The sequence below is a fragment of the Aminobacterium mobile DSM 12262 genome, assembly GCF_000526395.1.
Lineage (GTDB): Bacteria > Synergistota > Synergistia > Synergistales > Aminobacteriaceae > Aminobacterium > Aminobacterium mobile.
The window spans coordinates 859,540-878,523 of the sequence record NZ_JAFZ01000001.1 but is presented as its reverse complement, the minus strand read 5'-3'; the positions used below and the strand labels follow the sequence as shown (position 1 = coordinate 878,523).

Here is an 18,984-nt window from a genome sequence, read left to right as displayed (position 1 = left end):
GTTCTTTACAAAAAAGCGCACCTCCAAATGCTGGTTTCTATGTGTCTTTGGAGGTGCGCTTTATTATTACGTTTTCCTTCTTTAGCGTATAGCGACGCTGAGGCGTCTGCCCTTCGAGCGATATCGGAGAGAAGAGGCATCTGTAGAGGAAGCCATGATAGGAATGTACCTGGCAGGAGTTTCAGTAAGACGTGTGAAAGACACCACGGAAGCCCTTTGGAGAAGCAAAGTCAGTCCCTTCACCGTAGCGCTATGAACCAGAAAATTTATGGGCACATTGGAAACTAGAGAAACTGTCCTTTACAGGGAGGATACCCGTATGTTTACCTTGATGGGATCTGGCTGAAAAGAAGCTGGCTCGGCTTTCTCCGTTGCCTGAAGGAACGTGGATTAAAGGGAGTCCATCCCTTTATCTCCGACAAATGTGTGGGACTTGTGGAAGCCTTGGGGGAAATGAGCCGAAATTCGGCACTAGTCCCAAGAAAACACGGTAAAAAGAAGCAATAAAGGTAGTATCAATATTCTTTCGCGAATTTCTTTCCAGACCAAAGAATTCACAATTCGTTAGGAGGGGGATTTTTCCTTCACCTCATTTTGTCAATGCTATGTAGTGAGGTCTTGCCATCTCTAACATAAAAGCTAAATTCCTATCTAGAAGTCATGGGAACTTCCCCCAGATTCTTCTCCGAATCTTTTTGTTAATGTACTCTAAATGATATATTATTACTATTATTAGTAATAATATAAACCATTTTAGTGGCCCTTGTAATCGCAACATAAAAATCTTTGGCGCATAGCGGTTGACGCATATCAACCAAAACACACTCAAATTCTAATCCTTTGGATAAAACGGTACGAGAAGCTAAGAACCTAAATTTCGAATATTTTCTTTGTAATTTAGGATTTCGTCTAATTTCTTCTGTAGCCTTTAACACAGAAATGTTATGTATTTTACTATATCGCAATCCTCTTTTCATTTCAGCTATTAATTCTTTTCTATAGATATAAAATTTGCATTGACTCTCAAACCATTCGATTATTGAAATTATTATATCCTGAGATTTCTTTTGGCATAATTCAGTTATCAAAAATCCTAGATCTTTGTGTTTCTTAATTTTTGAAAAATCGAGATCCCTCTTTTCTAAATGTTTAAAATAAGAAGATAATTCCGAAGAAACGTGAGTAGCAGATTGCGCTAAAAAAGCTAACACTCTATATCCAAGTTCTGCTCCACGTAGAGAATCAAAAGAATATGCATATTCAAATAGATCTCTACACTCTTGAGCTTCGTCATTTTGGAAAAGACCTCTTGTCATCCTAGAAAATTCAACCTGTTGAGATAACCACTGTGTTATGAACGTAACACTATTAAATGGTGATGTGCATTCCCATATCTTCTTCCATGATAAAGCATCTTTGGAGATTATTTCAACAACATTATCAATGTTTCTAAGATTTAATGTAACGGTATCCCCATTCAAAACTGATAACATTTTAGAACGAACTTTTGTCAGCCACTTACCCAAAGCAGGATTACTCTTTTCCCATCTCCAAGGTTTTGTTGATAATTCAATAATTGGAAAATCAATCAATTTCCAATCTACTAGTTGACCAGCCCATCCAAAAATAGCTTGCATCGGATCTCCAAGCACAATTATTGGGATAAAACTAGAAATAGTTGTAAAAATTTCATGTTGAATTTGAAGGCAATCTTGATATTCATCGACAATAACTTTTGAATATGATGCTGAAAGAACATTCTGCGCCCATTCTTTTCCAAATATTATTTTTGCTCCCGCATATAGTTGCTTATAGTCTTCATCGCATGGTTCTTCCTCTATCTGTGTAAAGTGAGCAGTTGATGGATAAGCAAAGCACCAATACATACAAAACCCGGCAATTGTCAATACTTTATATTTAGAATTAGGAATTTCTCTTTTTCTCATTCTCTTGCGAACGGCTTCAACACCAGCGTTTGTATGGGTCAAAACAAGACATCTACCCCTAGTTCGTTTTACGATATCTACAATAATTTCAGTTTTTCCATGTCCAGCAGGGGCAACAATCGCAGCAGACGGCATATGCTCCAAGTCTTGTAATTCAGTTATATTTGTCATTTTTTCCTTATCCAATCTACTAATGCATCAACTGTCTGTTTTAGATTCGTTTTACTATCAAGCTCAGACCAATGTGAAAAAACAATATTTCCAATTTCCTGTCCAAGTCCAATCCTCTTATACCAATTTTCTTTTTTAGCAATAGTTCCAAGTTGTTTTCTTTGAGTTTTAGTAGTGCTTTTAATTTCAATAGTGTCTTCGATTTTTACAAACGAAAGATCTTGAAGTTTCGTCTTTATGCGTTGAATACCTTTATCTTCAATTGCAACAGATAGCAAATTTTTAAGCATCGTATTACAACTGTCACAAAAAATTTGTTCCTCAATAGAATTACCTGTTGCCCAAGAATAGATAGGAATATCATATTTTTTACAGGCAATATTTTTCTCGGATTCTTGATCTTCTCTGTCAGAATCCATGAAAACACATACATCGTAACCACAACCCATAAGCTTTTGGGCTGTTGTTAAAACATCGGATCCAGACCCATTCGCTGTAGTGACCCCTTCATAGGCCATTCTGAAATTATCAGTGTTACTTAAATAATCATCTAAAGCTCTAATAAATCCAACTTCGGTTTTTCCCTCACAAACAATTATCCGTTTGCTCAAAAAAGACTCAGGATTAGTCCTAATGATTCGTTGCATCGCATCTATATTTTCTTCATCTAGTAATGAAAAAACACTTGTTCTTCCTGAGTTAGAATGAACAATAAGCAACTCATTCACACTACACTCCGCAACAACAACAGGAGAATGTGTTGTCATAAGTACTTGTCCATTATCCTCATGAGTTGAGCGAAACTCATTTATTAAACTACGAAGTCTAAATGGCTCTAGCCCAGTCTCTATTTCATCTACTAATAATACTGTCCCATCTTCAAAAGCATTGATGTTAAGTCCCATAGACAATAGACGTTGGCTTCCAGTCCCTCTTTGTCTCAAAGGAACATTGTTATCAAACAACGCCGCAGAAGATGATATCGATCCACTATTCATTATTAGCCGGCTTATTACTTCTCCTTCAAAACTGACTCCATAGCGACGTCCTACATCTAAAACCTGTTCTGAAACAACATTTAACTCCCTTAATTCAGAATGGCTTGCAGCCTCTCTTAGCGTAGTAAGTAGAGCCTCCTTAATAGGAACTTGAGCAGTTCCATATTTTTGTAATGCTGAATATCTTCCCCACACGAGGTCACGACCACAGTTTTCACCCACTGACCCAAAACTCATACTTTGCCTATCTCTAGTTGAAATAGGTTTGGGATCTAGACGATTACATATGACACTCCAATGTGGTTCCAAATCCTCACCGATGGACAACTGTATAGATAAGCAAGGAGACTCTCCTTCCGCTGGTTCATCATTTCCTGGTTCATCAATTCCTGGTTCATCAATTCCTGGTTCATCAATTCCTGGTTCATCAATTAGATTCTTTCTAAGATAGAGTCCAAATTTTTCTTCCGATAATAAAAAAACTGGAATTTCAGTTACTGTAACTTCAATCTTTATCGGTTTAGTCAAATCTCCATTATAGAAATCTGTATCTGCAACATTTATGTTCCAATTCGGCCACAATGCCCATTCTATTGCCCTGAATAGGGTCGTTTTTGTACTATCACCAGCTCCAATAAAACACGCTATTCGTGTATTATCGGGAAATAAAAAATCACACGATTCAATTCCTCGGAAATGGTCCACTTTTAGTCGGACAATCCGCATCAGCACAACCCCCTTCTGTGTAATGGAATTTTCAATGAAAACACGCTTGATTTGTAACCAATTTCTCCATTCTTGGGTTCTGAGTAGAAATGAGAAGTCATCTTCAAATTTTAAAGGGACTGTTTTCTTAATATAGTTTTTCTTTAGCACAGTAAAATAGAAAGAAATTTTCAGGATGTGAAGTAAAAAGTTAAAACAAAAGAACTAGCACTATTTTTTCATTTAAGGTTTTGTTGAACGCTATATTGTAACCATTTACATTAAAGAGACTAACCATATTGTTTTAAGTACTTCTCGCCTTATTTTTTAATTCTTCAATATATTCAGGATCTATACCCCAAAATTCAGCAGCTGAAATAATTTGATTCAAGTACTTTCTACTTGGTGGAATATGAGAAGAGGAAGGTTCCTGAACCTGATAGGCATAAGCCATTATTTGTTTTCTTTCATATCCATCCATACAAACTGTTAATTCTTTTCTGATGTAACAATTCTTTTCCATATTCTTTTTCCTATTTGGATCATACCCTTCACGTTTATCAAGTAACTCTAATTCTCTTTCATCTAACTGGTATACTACGCCCCAAACTCTTGACCCCACCGATTCAACTATATCTGCAACTCCACCACCCCGTTTAGTAGATTTCCGCGTAAATGCTAGTTTGTAGTTTTCTAAAAGAGCTTTGCATAAAAAGCAAGAAGAAGGGCAACGATTTTGCATTTGTTCTTTATCCAAATTGGAGCCATACGCAAAGTAAACAATCATTTATTTACCCTCACAATTCTTTATTATTACCTCCATTTTTTTAAGGAAATTATGCCAAAGTCCTCTCTTTTCATTCCACTCAGATCTCTTTAGATCTTCGCAGTAATTTTCCAAGACTTTCCTCATCTCCCATAAAAATTTTGTTGCGTTAATTTTTTTTCCCTCAACGGATATTAATTCGCCGTCACGACAAATCTTCCATCCGTCCGTTGTTTCTGCTTGGTGTAAAATGCCACATCGCACTCCTACATAAAAACTTTCACGAAGACAATCATTGTTAAGCTGAAAGTCTTTGTTTTCTTTAAAGAAATCTAGAAAGACATCTCTAGTCTGCCCCCTAGTATCTGGCAATCCTTTTCGAAAACTTTGAAGGGCTTCGATCATCAAACAACAAATTGCCATAGTACAAAAACCATGTTTTAGAGGACGATATTTATTTAATAAGAAGTCGCTTTTGCAATCGCTTTTGCAATCGCTTTTGCAATCGCTTTTGCAATCGCTTTTGAAGTCTTCGTTCATTTCCATATCCATTGGAATAATAAACCGTTCCATAAAACGATTCCTAATAAAACTAACAAGTTTATCTTTATTTCGCTCATTATAGTGATCTATAAACTCTTTAATTGTACAATTTTTAGCTAAACTTATTGGATACAAGTCTTTCGAAACATTGTCAAAAAGCCTTTTTTCTACCACAACCTCACTAATTGAATCTTTGCTCATTTCATGTTCCCCCTTTCAACTATGGCTATTTCTTCAGGAGTAAGATCGTAGAGCTGATAAACAAGCTGATCAATTTGTTTTTCCAAAAGACTTACATCTGAATTGGAGTCCTGTTCTTTGTGTGTCAATATTTGAATAAATAAAACTTCAATTTCATCAATGACTTGAATATTTTTAGCTGTTCGTGGGGGAACTGGTAGAGGATCAAGAGCCTGTACGCTAACAATAACATCCCCTGTTCCTGTTTTAGGAGCTTTATTAAACAATAACTGGTTTCCAAGTGTACTATTAATATAAGCGCAGAGAAATTTTAAATTAGAACCAGTCATAATACATGCACTATCTTGTGCATATATGTTGTTAACATCATAACCAAACCGCAACACGGAACCAATCCTTTTCCACACAATCTTTTCTTTTTCAAATTCTGGGTAGTAAGAGCAAGCGCGCAAATTCCACCAATTTTTACCTTTATCATCACGTTTCCGCGCTTTTTCTTCAAATTTTAAAAGGTGATTGAAAATTGCAGGATATAAGTTAGGTACATCTATATCAAAGTCTGTGGCTATTAGCCATTTCCCGGCCCATTCATAACTATACCGTTTAATATCTCTTCCCCTTAATATCGGCTTTAGTATTTCTGCACTCTTGGGATCTTCAGCAACAAGCCGATCACGGGTAGCCGTATCGATAATAAAAGCTTCGTTAAGACCGGTTAACACTCCACGATAGATTTTTACATCCCATTCCTTTAAAGGTGTACCTACTCTTTCTATTTTCTCTCTTAGCTTTAGCTCTGCGTTACTACCTATAAACCATGTATCCTCGCTAAGGTTCTTTAACGTCACACCATTTCTTTGTAAAGCTGACAAAATATTAAGATGAGAGTTATCTTTACAGGAAAGAGTTACTGCTTGCAAACAATTTTTATTTCCACTTTTTTGAATCACGAATATATTTGTATCTACTGTTGCCGATTTAAAAATATCCGGGCCCAGATCTATTAATTGCAAAGGGTTGTATTCTCCAAAAAATCGTCGGATTTTTTCCCCGTAGGCAGCACGCATCCATTTGTTGGAAGTGATAAAAACAAGGTGTCCCCTTTTTTTAAGTATATCCATACCTTTTTCATAGAAAAGACAGTATATGTCACCATTGGAATCATGAACTTCAAAGTTTTGATTTTTATAGGCTTTTTGTAGCGGGTTGCCTCGTAATTTTTGGAGTTGAATATAAGGAGGGTTGGCAATTACAACATCAAATCCTCCGTTTCGGCTAAAGATTTCAGAGAAATTAATTTTATAATCCATTGTAACTAGATAGCCAAGGCTTCGAGGAGTATTTTTAAAGAGCCCCAAGATACCTTCATCTATTTGATTGCGTAATTCCTGTTTTTTCCTCGGGTCAACTTCACCAAAAAATTGTTCTTTTAGCTTTTCTACTTTTTCAAGTCCTATTGGTGTGTATGGATAGGCTAATAAAGAATCCCCACAAACAATCTTATAGTCAAGGTTAGGAAGAGGTTTGATATCATCCATATTATCCTCATCCACAATGAGAGAGAGCCAGAGACGCAATTTAGCTATTTCTACAGCACCTGGATCAATGTCTACGCCATAAAGAGAATGTTCAATGCAATGACGTTTAAACGCATAATCCCCGCGAGAAGAAGAACCCTGTTTTATGAAAGTAGAGAGTACATTTCGTGTTCTAACAATCTCATTCATCATTCCTACAGGGAAAGCTCCTGAACCTACCGCTGGATCACACACTGTAATATCCGCAAGTTTTTGATCGATCAGGTTAGCGTTATCGCGAATAATTTGGGGTATTTTATATGAGTAAGTGCGCGTTTCTCTACCTTCATTCACAACACGAGCTTCATTTTCAGTAACCTGTTCACCAATATAAATAAGTGTTTCAATCTCCTCTTTGTTTATTTGAGGCATTACGACTCCATCAACATTTAATTTCAATTGCTGGTTCCCCAAGACACTCATCTGGGTTCCGCATATTTCTTGACTAGAAGAATTATTTTCGTTCAACTCTGTACAAAGATAATTAATGAGACTTTGTTGGCACATGTAATGGACAATTTCACGAGGTGTATAATAGACGCCAAACTTTTTATTGAACTTAGATTCTTCGCCCTTTTTGCCATTTTTCAATGTTTTTCTGAACTCATCAAAGTTATCTGGCCGAATAGCATTAAATTTTTCATATGTCTTGCCCAATAATTCTGGATCAATAGCTACTTCCTTTTCTAATGGCTCATCCTCTCTAACTGTAAAGTTGTAGCGATCGAAAATATCTAAAATTCCATCACCAATGTCTCCTTCCCTCGTTACATGGGTATTTGAAAAAAGCGTATTTGAAAGTTTTATATCAACATCTACCCAGTCATAACCACCTATAGGATCAAATAAACCACCATTAAGAAAGGGGATTTTACAATTAAACCGGCTATAATAATGATCATCATGTCTTCGATCGTTACGCAAAGCCTCATAGAAAAGAGGCTCCATTATATCGTTAAAAAAATTATCATAATCTCCATGCTTTTTATCAAATAATTCACGTAGAAAGTGCTTCGACCCAGTGCCCCAATCCTCGCCCCGAGGGACTCCGAACCATCCTTTTTTTTGCAAGAAATATAAAAAAGTAATTTGGCCTAGCAGCTTTTTTGCAAAATTTACTGTATCGATGTCATGAGCGTCAAAATTCGATTTAACTTGTTCCTCTTCTCTTACAACTCGATCAAGTTCTTCTTTAGTTCGAATAAAAAGATCACGATATTTAATAAAAAATTCTTCCGTAACAGTCTCTATATCAAAAGCGTTTTCCAACTCTTGAAGAGTGGGATTATGTTCATCATCATCTAAAATATCTATAAGTCTGCTCTGTACTGTATGACTTTTTTCATTAGCACCTACAAGGAATGACCAACGTTTGGCTGAAGTAATTTCCTCTCTTATCCTTATGTTTCCAGAGGGTGTTTCTTCAAATTTATAATCCATCTTTACCAAAGAAAAGCGCCAATCTTCTTCGTCTGGAGAAATGTAAGCAACTAAGGCTGCATCTTTTAGGCTGTCACCTCTGCTTCCGTTCAGATACCACGCAATAAAATTACGTTGCATTGTCCTAGCGCGTTCTAAGGAAGTATCTTTCTTTAAAGTAACAACAAGAATGTCGATACTATGTTTTCTATCACTATATTTGCCTATTCGTTCAAATTTTTTGATGTATTGTTTATAGGCGTCAGGAATATAATTACCTTGATAAGTAAAAGGAGCTTCCTCTATTCTATTTAGAAGATTTTTGATAAAAACTATAAAATTATCTTTGTTAAACGCATTTTCAAACGTTGTTTTTAGAATTTCCCGAGCTTGTTCGTTATTCACGTTTATTCACCTGCCAAGTATAAAGACAATATTACTTCCCGTTTCCCCAGAACAGTAGATTTATCTTCTGCATAATGACTCTCAAGCAATCGTTCAGAAATATTAGACTGAAGTACCGCCAAAACTTTAAATGGATTTAGGCTTTCGTTTTTCAGATTCTGTAATGCCTTCCATGTATTTTTTATAGTTTGTTTAGGTAAGCCACCTTCTGCTAATTGTGTAATTATTCTTGCAATGTAAGCTTCTTGATCTTCAGTAAATCTTTGAGTACTATGCAACGTCGCTTTTAATACTTGAATAATTTTAGTTGAATTATCTCTTCCCCTGCTCTGTGGCTTAACAACCTCATCTGTTGTAGCTGCAACAAAAGCAGTTTTGTTTTTATCTAGCAAATCATAAAAATCACGTGGAATATCCTTCTTTTTTTCATCTGGAGTGCTTTCTAACAATTTAGCTGCTGCCATAAAATCTAATTCCCTAGCTTCTTCTTTATCTCGAGAAACAAAAAATTTCTGCAATTTTCCTCGACAAAAATAAGTTATAAGAGATCTATCAAATTCGGCATTTCGCTTTGCAGTGCGAGCTTTTTTAGGCAGGTGCTTTATCTTTTCAAAAAGGTCAGGGGATCCTTCTCTGATTTCGCGAATAACTTGCAGATATTTAAGTTCACTTTCTTCATTTTCCTCTTCGCCCTCCAAAGTTTTCGACGAGGTTAAGCGGTCAAACAACTCATGGGATCCTACAGGCTCACCTTCAGTTAAAAGTTCTGCATCACCGCCAAGAAGTGTCAAAAAAGCATTAATCTTGCATTCCGCAGCTTCTTTGAGCTTGATTTGGTCGTTAGATTGCGTTGTAGGGAAAAAATTAAAAGTGTAAATAGAGTTAAAGGGGGTATCAACCCTATTAATTCGGCCAACTCTCTGCATCATTCGCGTTGGATTCCAAGGAATATCATAATTAATAACAACGTTCGACCTATGTAAATTGACACCCTCAGAGAGGACCTCTGTCGATATCAATATACGATAATCATCTTTTCTAACACGGGCACGAGCGTCAAAATTCGCTATTACTTTATCTCGAACGTTTTCCCCAGAATCACCGGTAAATAAAAGAATTTCTCCAGAATATTCTTCATTAAGATTTTCATACAGATAGTTAGCTGTTTCTTTAGATTCTGTGAAAATGATAAGATGGTTTTTTTTCAAAACTTTATTTGTTGATAATTCTTCTTTGAATTTTAAAAGCTTCGGATCTCTATCTATCTGTTCCCACAATTTTTTAATTCTTATAAGAATATCGCGATCATGTTCCAAATCTACTTTAAGTTGCTCACTAAAATCGTTACTGTCATACCCATCTGCCTTGCCTTCATCAATCAATTTTTGGATAGCTACATCATCATCATTTTCTAATAGTTCAAAAATTTTATTTATATGTTTCTTACTGACATAGACATGACCATTGTTTAATTCCTTCAAGAACATCTCATAGGAATGAAGAAATCTCTGCCCAGTATTTCTAAAGGCAAAAAAACTGCTTTCCAAACGCTTAACGAGGAGAATTTTCATAAAACGTCCCATATTACGCTGAGATTGCTTCTCTAGCTGACTAAGTTTACCTTTGTAATAGAGTAAGGGCATATATCGAGCGTATCTAAATTGATTGGCAATTAGATTTATAGTTTCATTAAAGACTTTGTCTTCTTTCTCGTCAAGTTCATAAAAGAGAGGCTCCGGCTTGGACACTTTAGGGAATTTCAGCCCTTGTTGTTCTATATCCCGAGGGAAGTAATTTACTATTTCTGTTCGTGTACGACGAACCATGAGATACTTCAAAACTTTGTCTCGTATTTCCCGAGCATTCTCTTTTACTGTTTCTATATATTCTTCATAATCTTCTTTCCGATCCAATTTTTTTAGTTTTTTATCAAGATTAGTAAAGAACGCTTCTAAATCAGGTACATTAGGAATCGTGCTTTTTTTCGTTTTCTGGAATAGTTTGAGCAGGCTGAGTATATCCTTAGGAGAGTTATTGTAAGGGGTTGCTGTAACTAAAATAACTCTTTTCCCCCGACAAATTTCTGCAAGTTTTTCATACGTTACCGTTGCTTCAGTTCTAAAGCGATGAGCCTCATCAATAATAATATTTGTATATTTATCAGTGCCTCTTTGAAGTAAATCATCCAGCTTCCCTATAGATTCATAATCGGCAGATACCTTAAAATCAGAAAAGACATTGGGCCACGACCCAGGGTTGGATTTTTCTATAAGTACAGGGGGAGCAATAACAAGAGTTCTGCCATCTAATTGACCTGCAAGCATGGCAGAAATATATGTTTTACCAAGACCTACGACATCGGAGATAAAAACGCCTCCATATTGCAGCAAAATCTTCTTGGCGTTCAAAACAGCTTGTTCTTGGTATTCGAGTCTTTTAAAGCCTTCTGGTAAATACTTTACAAAGACTTCGTCAGTTTGATTAAGTTCATCTTTGAAGTATTCATAAAGAAATTTTAGATACAACTGATAGGGTGTAATGTTTTTAGTCAGCCACGTTTTATTTTGAACAGTTTGAACATATTTTTCGTTAACATCAACAGAATCAGCCCATAATTGGTCAAACTTCTTTTTCGCAAAATCATAATCACTTCTGTTTTTGAGCTCTACGTTAAATTCTAAATTATCAACTAAGCCTGCTTGAGTAAAGTTGCTTGATCCTGTAATTACACGTCCCGTATCTCTATCGTCTTCTTTAAATGTCATTATATAGAGTTTGGCATGAATGTTTTGTGATGGATAGGCCCGAATCTCAAGTTTGCCTATTTTAATCCATTCTATAAATTTCTGTACCCCCTCTTCTACCTTCCTGTTATCTTGACATCCGTCCATTTCTTTTTGTACAAGATTTTCAAATTCCTGCTTGGTTTCAGCATGTGAGAAATCAAACAGTTGCTGCGTTGATTTATTGGCTTCCTCCATCATGTCGAAAGTTCGCCTATTTGTGTTGATGCCAATAAGGATTCTTATTTTCTGGGTACTTTCCAAGGAAGGATAAATTGCGTAGAAACCACTTGAATAAAAGTAGCCAACTAAACAATCAAAGAAATCTGTGCTTTTAATCACTATTTTAAATCGTTCTTTAAGGCTTTGATCTTTTTCATTGGTAATAAACGAAAGATCAGAATCCATTTCTACTCCCCTCTATTCTTCTTAGATACATAAAATAGGAAAAAGAAAGTATGTCGGTCAAATTAAGGTGTAATGCATATAAAAATAAGTTTTCTTAAATTCAGGAGAGACATTAACAAACTATAAAAATTTATACCACTATTAAAACCAATAAAATTGTACCATCTTTCTGTTTTTGGTGTTGAGTTTAATAAATATACGTAAATACATACGGGTTCACTTTACAAACATGAGGTTACTGGATATCCAGCCCAAGGAGGCTTCGATGAACAATTTTTCGCCAGTCCCAAAAGCTTTTTATGTATGTATACGCCAATGTGCGCCAGAGCGTGGAAGAGATATTCGCTTTCCAGATCGACAATTCCCAGGGCATCTGCAATTGAAATATGGTCACGTTCCCTAACTCTAGCTCAAATTAAATTTACATTATGTCAGAACTATAGTCCTCTCAAAGGTAGGAATATAGCAAATCATGCCTCATTTTGGTACGTATTAAAAAGTATCAAAATGTATTGTAAAGTATTAATATGTATTGACAATACGTGTTGATGCATTGCAATAAGAGTACCAAAAAGGTGGCTGTGGATTGGGTCGTACGATATCATCAAGAGAAAACATTGCCATACTGAAAGCAAAAGGATGGGAGAAGGTTGCTTCCATTGGAGATCCTGTCCAATTAAAACACCCTCACAAAAAAGGGAACGTTACGGTAAAACATCCAGAGAAAGATATTTCAGGAGCCTTACTAAAAAGTATTGAGAAACAAGCAGGAATACGACTCAAGTAATGATTCCTTCCCCAGAGGAGGAATAAGACAATGGCAGACCGCTATATTTACTCAGCACTTTTCACTATGAAGAAAATCAAGTGGGAGTAACATCCCCCGATTTGCCTGGGTGCGTTACGGTAAGTAAAGACGAAACAGATGCTATCAAATGCGCAAAAGAGGCGTTGGGGCTACATATCTACGGCATGGAAGTCGATGGGGAACCAATCCCCACTCCATCATCTATTAAAAGAAAGGGCGCTGCTTATGTTCTTATCGAGGTTTGGATGCCACTCATTCGCGCGTCTATAAAAGAGTACAGCGTAAAAAAGACGCTTGCAATACCCGCATGGATGGATCGTGCCGCCAAAGAAGCGGGAATCAAAAATTATAGTTTGATGCTTCAAGTTGCAATTGCGCAAGAACTCGGTATAGATATTAAAGCTGAAACGCCATTTTCACACCCCGCCCCCACCATTGCATGATTTAAAACAAACCATACCGCTACTTCCCAACAGGAAGGCGCTGCTGCACATTTTTGCGTGTTCTGAAATCCCGGGCCTTGATAAACAGAGGCTGCGCCATCTCTGCCAACCGTGAAACAATCCGCTGCCCTCTTTCCCCCAACATCTTCTCAAGCTGCGACATAGAGCACGCATTCGTGGTAATGATCGTCTGTTTCCCCGACCTGTATCGCGCGTCGATAACAGAAAAAAGCCTCTCGCTTACCCAGCTTGTAGACCGCTGCGCCCCCAAATCGTCGAGAGCCACGCAATCCGCATCCTTCACCACCTGTTGAATCGCGTCTGCGGTTCCTTCATTGTAGCCTGACCGAATTTCGTCGAGCAAATCCACCACCGGAACGAATAGAGCCGCCTTCCCTCGACTGACCGTTTTTTGCACCATAGCGATGGCAAGATGGGTCTTCCCCACGCCAGTTCCTCCACCCAGAATTAAGGAGGCGCCGTCTTCCACACTCGCCATTGCCAACCCCTTCGCCGTCCTGATCATGGGGTCTCCGGCCGTTATGAACGTACCGAAAGTGCAGCGTTTCATGGCCTCTGGGATCTTGCTCGCCCGAATGAGTTGTTCCGTTTCTCGCTGCCGTTTTTCCCTCTGGCGATTCACACAATTCCCCACCTCAGCTACAATAATCTGCCGTCTAAAGATTTTTTTCACTGAAATCGACCATCGGAGCCCCTTATATTTACACAATGTGATTCCCGGACATTTGGCACAGAACCGTTGCTGCTCTTCAGCCTGTATGAAATCTCCCATGGAGCCATATAAATCCGATTTCGTTATAGATGGATTTTTGAAAAGTCGCCGCACATACGAGAGAACTCGTTTTGTCATGGCAACTCACCTCCGTATTTTTCAATCAAGGCCTCCTGCCGCCTGGCCTCCCACTCTTTCAAGTCGGCCGATCGTTGCTTTTCATATGGATCTTCAGATGTGGAAACCTCTTGAGTTTCAGACTCGCCCTTTCGCCTCGATGTTTGATATTTCAAGCTTTCGTAAATGTATTCAAGAGTCAGGCTGTGGAGCGGACGGTTCAGCTTTTCATATCGTGCCACCGCCCTTGCGATCTCATGGTTCACACGTGCGGGTACATGAATTTTCTCGAGGACTTTGAGTGCGGAAAGTTCTTGTGGGGTAATTTCCTTCCTTCCCGTTTTGAGTAGGAAATACTCCACCGTTGCACGCATTACTTGAGGAACTTCTTCCAGTTCCACTGTCGCTTTAGGAATATATTGCGTGGAAGCGGTTGGTTGGGATTTTGCGTTTGATGTTCCGTACAAGCCACCTGAAGGACGCGCTTCTGGAGAGAATTTTTCTCTCTTCTCTGAAAGAGAAGTATCTAGTTCAAGTGATTCTAGTTCCGCCACTGCCTTTGGCGCACCCCCCTGGTGTACGTCATGCGCCCTTGTAGGAGATGCATTTCTCGCTCGGTGGCCAATGAGTGTATATTCCGAAGAGAGCTGACGCTTATTTTTGTATCGAGGAGTTCTCCTCAAATATTTTTTCGATTGCAGTCGTTTTAAGCTCTCTTGAGTGGAGCGCACGGAACACCTCGCATATGCGGCAATTGTTGCCACTTTAGGAAAACATTTTCTCTCATACGTAGACGCAAAGCTGCAAAGAACGGCGTAAACGGTTTTGTCGATAGGAGAAAGGTCTTTATCACGAATGACGCACCGGTCTACACACGTCCACCAAAAATCACGAGTGTCGTTTAGAAGTGTCTGGTCTGCCACAAAACTTCCCCTCTTTCTAATGAATTGCCACGTAACTGAGACAATGCAGCCACGAGAAACTCTCCGTGAGCTTGAAATATTTCCGGCGTTCAAGCAGTTCAGGCGGTTTAAGCAATTCGAATCTACATTCGGCCTGTGATTCAATTTGATGTTGGATCTGAAGCTCGGGCCTATATCTGCCCGAACTGTGGCTCGACATGCTGCTCAAAAAATTCCCGACGCTCAAACTCGCCAATATTTTTAAAAAATAGAGTCTCTCTATATGTATAAGTGTGCTCGTGGCATTGAAAAAACAAAAAGTGAAAAGTTTTTGGAGTTTTGAGTGGGAAAAGTAATCATGAAAGGAAGTTTTCTCTTTGGGGATTTCAGTACAAAAATTTAAAGCATGGGGAAGCCTGAAAAGGAAACTTCTCTTTGAAGTTTTCGAGGCAAGCGACATTTAGAAAATTATTTCGCAGGTAAGGGCGAAGAGGTACGGGAATTTTTCTGCGCTTATATTTTGAGCAGAATGGTTTCCCTGAATAAAAGCGATACTTTGCAGTTCGTATATTTCTTTTTATGAGCAGCAAGGGAATTTGTGGCTTATATACGATCAGCAAAAAGTTTTGTGGCTCGTAGAAGCCATTTCATGAGCAGCAAAAACTAAAAAAGAAGGAACAGCCCCTTATCGAGATCCACTCCTTCTCTTTTGTTTTTTAACTTCAAGCAGACCGGTAACGCCTGCATTATCTACTAAAAAGCCACTTCGGCCTCTTCCATAGCCTTTATAGCAGCCCTACGCGCCCTCGCAACATCCCGGGCCCGTCAGTCTGCTCTTCCCACCCGACACCGGCTCCACCTCAATCTGCGTGCTGATCCTCTCTCGCAGCGCGGATACATGTGAAATCACGCCGATCAGCTTTCCTTCCTGCTGCAAGCCAGCTAAGGTTTCGAGAGCGGTTTCCAAGGCATCTTCATCTAACGTTCCAAACCCTTCGTCCAGAAAGAGAGAATCGACCCTCACCTTCTGACTCGCCATCTTCGAGAGTCCAAGGGCCAGGTTAAGGCTCACAATAAAGGTTTCTCCACCAGAGAGGTTTTTCGTCGATCTGACCTCCCCCGCCTGGTAGTTGTCGATAACATCAAGCTCCAGCGGTTGTTCCTCATTTTGTATCAAAAGGTAGCGATCTGTCATTTTGGCAAGCTGCCGATTGGCATGAGACACCATCAATTTGAAGGTCTGCCCCTGCGCAAAATTCCGATACTTTTTGCCATCTGACGACCCTATCAGGCTATGCAGTTTAGCCCACCGATTGCACTTTTTTTTCTGCTCTTCAATAGCCCCCTGCTTCTCTTTCATGCGCTCTTTGGCCTGGCTGTTCAAGGCAAGCTGCTGCTTCAACCCCGCAATAACGTCACGAAGAAGCCTCAGTTTTTCTTCCCACTCCCTAAATTGGGGCTCAAGCTCTTCACGCCCCTCATCTGTCACCTTTTTGGCAATTTCAGCCGCCAAACGCTCTTTGCGGTCTTCCTCTTTGGCCTTGAGTTCCGTCTGCCGGTTGTCGAGGCTCCTTGCCCTGTTTGCCAGCGCCGCCCGTTCCGAAGATGTAAGGCGAGCCTGCAGGAACCGCGCCTCGTCGCAGAACCCACCCGCATGCAAAGAGATATGAAACGCCGATTCGAGCTCGTCAAGCAGCGACGCTCTCTCCCCAATCTTCGTACTGAGCGACTCTATGCTTGCCTTCGTTGCGGTCAGCATCTGTTGCGCTAGGTTAAGCCGATTTCGTGCCTCTCTCTCAGCCTCCTCAGCCTTGGCAATCTGTTGGCTCATACGCTCTTCTTCTTTGTCGGGGTCTTTATCTCCGTAGAGATTCTGGCGCTCAGCCATTGCGCTCGTATATCCATCTTGAGCCGACTGTAAGGCCTGCTTTTTCTCTGCCAAATCCATCTTCTGCGTCTCAATTTCACCATCAAGCTTACCCAACGTCTTTTCAAGCTGAAAGAGCTCTCTTTCTACTTTTTCCTTCTCATCGACATGGGTCTGCAATGCTTCAAGCCGTTCGTGCAACGCCCCACGCAATGAAGAGATGTCTGTCTCTGATGTGAGATCGACGCCGAGGGGGTGCAGTTTCTCTGATATAGTTACCTTTAAGCGCTCATAGTCGTCTCTCATCTTTTGTAGCGTCTCATTCAAGTCTGAGAGATCTTTTTCTGCCCTTTCCTTCTCTTGTGTAACGAGCCGAACATCGCTTTCCAACTCTTTTAGTTTGCTCGTGGACTCCCGCTCAGCTGCTTCACGCTCTTTTACGTCCTCGCCCAAAGCTTCTGCCGCTTCTATAAGCCCCGTCAGCTCATTGATCCTTTTCTGCGTTCCATCGGGGAGAGGAATATTCCCCTCAGCATAGGGATGGGCCGTAGCTCCACAGAGTGGGCACGGTTTGCCGTCCTCAAGTTGGGCTCTGTAATCTTCAAGTTGCGCTATCTTTTTGAGGAGGTTCATTTCACGCAGCAGGGCTTCTTTTTCGGCGCGATATTCTCGAAGTAACCGCCCTGCCAAGAGAGTTTCAAGCTCTTTTTGCGTCTCTTCGTGAGCCTTGACAGTCTCTTCAACCTGCTTTTTGAGAACGTCATTCTTTCTGACACACTCCGCCAGCCTTTCGCAACAGGTGACACGGTCTGCCTGAACTTGTCGTACCTCCGCCTCTTTCTGGGTCACGGCCTTCTTTTTGTCAAGAAGATAGGTCAACTGCTCTTCTATTCCCGTCAAACCGCTTACCAGCCACTCATCTTCGGAGTGGGTCTCAAGGTATTCATGAACACCTTTCAACTTTTCACCGGCTCTACTGTGTTCCGCTTCCTTTACCCCCCTCTCCTTCTCCTTTGCCTCAATCGCCTCGGCAATCCCCGTACACTTCTTGGTGCACGATTCCACGTCTTCCCCTTTCAGGGCGAGATTTTGGTCGAGCAAACGCACATTTTTAATAAGAGGAACCTCTTGGTTCAGCTCTTCTTTGGCCTTTTGGGTCTGCTGCTCTGCTTTTTTCAAGCTCTCTTCACACTCTTTAAAGGAACCCTCAAGCCCGGGAAGCTCCTCTTCCAGCTTTTCCAACGAGGCGCTATCATCGCTCTGAACCTTCCGAACCTCTGCCAGTCTGGCATATTCGCCGTCAAGTTCGGCCGCTTTCTGGGCATGGTCAAGGCGCTCTCGCTCCGGTTGGAACTTTTCCATTTCGGATGCGAGCTTTGCGGATTCCTCAGCGAGAGAAGCGATCTCTCCATGAAGTGTTTCTATATCCTTCAGCCACAAAAGGGCGCGCTCCGTCTCCTCCCGTTGAGCGGCGAGGGTGGTCTCTTCTTCTCGTTTTTCGGCTATCTCGTGCCCAATCTCGCATTCCCGCTCGGGAGTGAGAAGTTCAATGCCAGAAGCCTCGGCTTCCAGCAGGCCTAACGCATCTTTTTCGCTACTATGACGCTTCTGGACACGTCGTGAAATTTCAGAATAAATCTCGGTGCCAGTTATCTGTTCAAGTATTTCTGACTTCTGCTCCGGGTTGGCCTTCAGGAAGGTATCGAAGCTGCCCTGCGCAAGGAGAACCGACCTGGTGAAACGGTCGAAATCCATTCCAATTTTATCTACAATAACGCCCGGAACCAGGCTTTTTTTCGACTCGATAACTGTGCCTGGCCCATCGTCTTTCACTTCGCTGATCTCATGATGTGCATCGACGAGGTTTCCATCAATCTTACCGTGGGCGCGATGCTGCTCCCAGAAACAACGAAAACGCCCTGCCTGAGATTCGAAAACAACCTCTGCAAAGCACTCCGCCGTCTGACGAGACATGATTTCGTTGCCGCTCTTTGTGATCCGCCCGAGTCGAGGAGTTGCCCCGTACAAAGCCAGGCAGATTGCGTCAAGGATGGTGGATTTGCCGGCGCCCGTCGGCCCCGTGATCGCAAAGATGCCGTGCGTCATATACGCTGGATCTGTAAAATCGATTCGCCACTCTCCGTAGAGAGAGTTCAGGTTTTTAAATCGGAGTTCAAGAATTTTCATGTCCA

General features: G+C 40.3%; 12 protein-coding genes and 1 pseudogene. 4 read left to right on the top strand and 9 right to left on the bottom strand.

Annotated elements, in window-relative coordinates:
* Positions 1 to 85 precede the first annotated feature (85 nt).
* Positions 86 to 456 (top strand): annotated as a pseudogene (locus K360_RS11455) (transposase); the annotation flags it as partial.
* A gap of 242 nt (positions 457 to 698) precedes the next feature.
* Here K360_RS11455 and K360_RS0104215 read toward each other — a convergent pair.
* The 6 genes from K360_RS0104215 to K360_RS0104190 form a co-directional block, all read right to left on the bottom strand.
* Complete coding sequence (locus tag K360_RS0104215; protein ID WP_024821940.1) at positions 699 to 2,117, bottom strand: UvrD-helicase domain-containing protein; 1,419 nt, start codon at positions 2,115 to 2,117, stop codon at positions 699 to 701.
* The gene (locus tag K360_RS0104210; RefSeq protein ID WP_024821939.1) at positions 2,114 to 3,841 is read right to left on the bottom strand and encodes an ATP-dependent nuclease; all 1,728 of its coding nucleotides are present in this window, start codon (positions 3,839 to 3,841) and stop codon (positions 2,114 to 2,116) included. The genes K360_RS0104215 and K360_RS0104210 overlap by 4 nt, the downstream gene beginning before the upstream one ends.
* Before the next feature lie 283 nt (positions 3,842 to 4,124).
* Complete coding sequence (locus K360_RS10965) at positions 4,125 to 4,607, bottom strand: gamma-glutamylcyclotransferase family protein (RefSeq protein WP_024821938.1); 483 nt, start codon at positions 4,605 to 4,607, stop codon at positions 4,125 to 4,127.
* On the bottom strand, positions 4,608 to 5,330 hold the full coding sequence (locus K360_RS10960; protein ID WP_024821937.1) for a hypothetical protein: 723 nt from the start codon (positions 5,328 to 5,330) through the stop codon (positions 4,608 to 4,610).
* Positions 5,327 to 8,731: an Eco57I restriction-modification methylase domain-containing protein gene (locus K360_RS0104195; RefSeq protein WP_024821936.1), complete on the bottom strand. Its 3,405-nt coding sequence runs from the start codon at positions 8,729 to 8,731 to the stop codon at positions 5,327 to 5,329. Before K360_RS0104195 ends, K360_RS10960 begins: the two co-directional genes overlap by 4 nt.
* A 2-nt stretch (positions 8,732 to 8,733) precedes the next feature.
* Positions 8,734 to 11,922, bottom strand: a complete 3,189-nt coding sequence (locus tag K360_RS0104190) for a helicase-related protein (RefSeq protein WP_024821935.1) — start codon at positions 11,920 to 11,922, stop codon at positions 8,734 to 8,736.
* A gap of 265 nt (positions 11,923 to 12,187) precedes the next feature.
* Between K360_RS0104190 and K360_RS11320 the strand changes: the two genes are divergently transcribed.
* The 3 genes from K360_RS11320 to K360_RS10475 all read left to right on the top strand — a co-directional run bounded on the left by K360_RS11320 (position 12,188) and on the right by K360_RS10475 (position 13,173).
* Entirely contained in the window at positions 12,188 to 12,325 is a 138-nt protein-coding gene (locus tag K360_RS11320) for a hypothetical protein (protein WP_156923337.1), read from the top strand.
* A 183-nt stretch (positions 12,326 to 12,508) separates the two neighbouring features.
* A complete protein-coding gene (locus K360_RS0104185) occupies positions 12,509 to 12,709 on the top strand; it encodes a type II toxin-antitoxin system HicA family toxin (protein WP_211235516.1) in 201 nt (66 codons plus the stop codon).
* Between the two features lie 80 nt (positions 12,710 to 12,789).
* Complete coding sequence (locus tag K360_RS10475) at positions 12,790 to 13,173, top strand: type II toxin-antitoxin system HicB family antitoxin (RefSeq protein ID WP_245587081.1); 384 nt, start codon at positions 12,790 to 12,792, stop codon at positions 13,171 to 13,173.
* Positions 13,174 to 13,192: 19 nt separating this feature from the next.
* On the opposite strand, the gene K360_RS0104175 is transcribed toward K360_RS10475, so the two are convergent.
* The 3 genes from K360_RS0104175 to K360_RS0104160 form a co-directional block, all read right to left on the bottom strand.
* Positions 13,193 to 14,044 carry an ATP-binding protein gene (locus tag K360_RS0104175; RefSeq protein WP_024821933.1) on the bottom strand — a complete coding sequence of 284 codons (852 nt, stop codon included), beginning with the start codon at positions 14,042 to 14,044 and terminating at the stop codon, positions 13,193 to 13,195.
* The gene (locus K360_RS0104170) at positions 14,041 to 14,946 is read right to left on the bottom strand and encodes a helix-turn-helix domain-containing protein (protein ID WP_024821932.1); all 906 of its coding nucleotides are present in this window, start codon (positions 14,944 to 14,946) and stop codon (positions 14,041 to 14,043) included. The genes K360_RS0104175 and K360_RS0104170 overlap by 4 nt, the downstream gene beginning before the upstream one ends.
* Before the next feature lie 775 nt (positions 14,947 to 15,721).
* A complete protein-coding gene (locus K360_RS0104160; protein WP_024821931.1) occupies positions 15,722 to 18,979 on the bottom strand; it encodes an AAA family ATPase in 3,258 nt (1,085 codons plus the stop codon).
* Positions 18,980 to 18,984 lie beyond the last annotated feature (5 nt).

Excerpts from the sequence above, each read along its gene's own strand:
- K360_RS0104215 (WP_024821940.1), bottom strand. The coding sequence starts at position 2,117 with ATGACAAATATAACTGAATTACAAGACTTGGAGCATATGCCGTCTGCT.
- K360_RS0104210 (WP_024821939.1), bottom strand. The coding sequence starts at position 3,841 with ATGCGGATTGTCCGACTAAAAGTGGACCATTTCCGAGGAATTGAATCG.
- K360_RS10965 (WP_024821938.1), bottom strand. The coding sequence starts at position 4,607 with ATGATTGTTTACTTTGCGTATGGCTCCAATTTGGATAAAGAACAAATG.
- K360_RS10960 (WP_024821937.1), bottom strand. The coding sequence starts at position 5,330 with ATGAGCAAAGATTCAATTAGTGAGGTTGTGGTAGAAAAAAGGCTTTTT.
- K360_RS0104190 (WP_024821935.1), bottom strand. The coding sequence starts at position 11,922 with ATGGATTCTGATCTTTCGTTTATTACCAATGAAAAAGATCAAAGCCTT.
- K360_RS11320 (WP_156923337.1), top strand. The coding sequence starts at position 12,188 with ATGAACAATTTTTCGCCAGTCCCAAAAGCTTTTTATGTATGTATACGC.
- K360_RS0104175 (WP_024821933.1), bottom strand. The coding sequence starts at position 14,044 with ATGACAAAACGAGTTCTCTCGTATGTGCGGCGACTTTTCAAAAATCCA.
- K360_RS0104160 (WP_024821931.1), bottom strand. The coding sequence starts at position 18,979 with ATGAAAATTCTTGAACTCCGATTTAAAAACCTGAACTCTCTCTACGGA.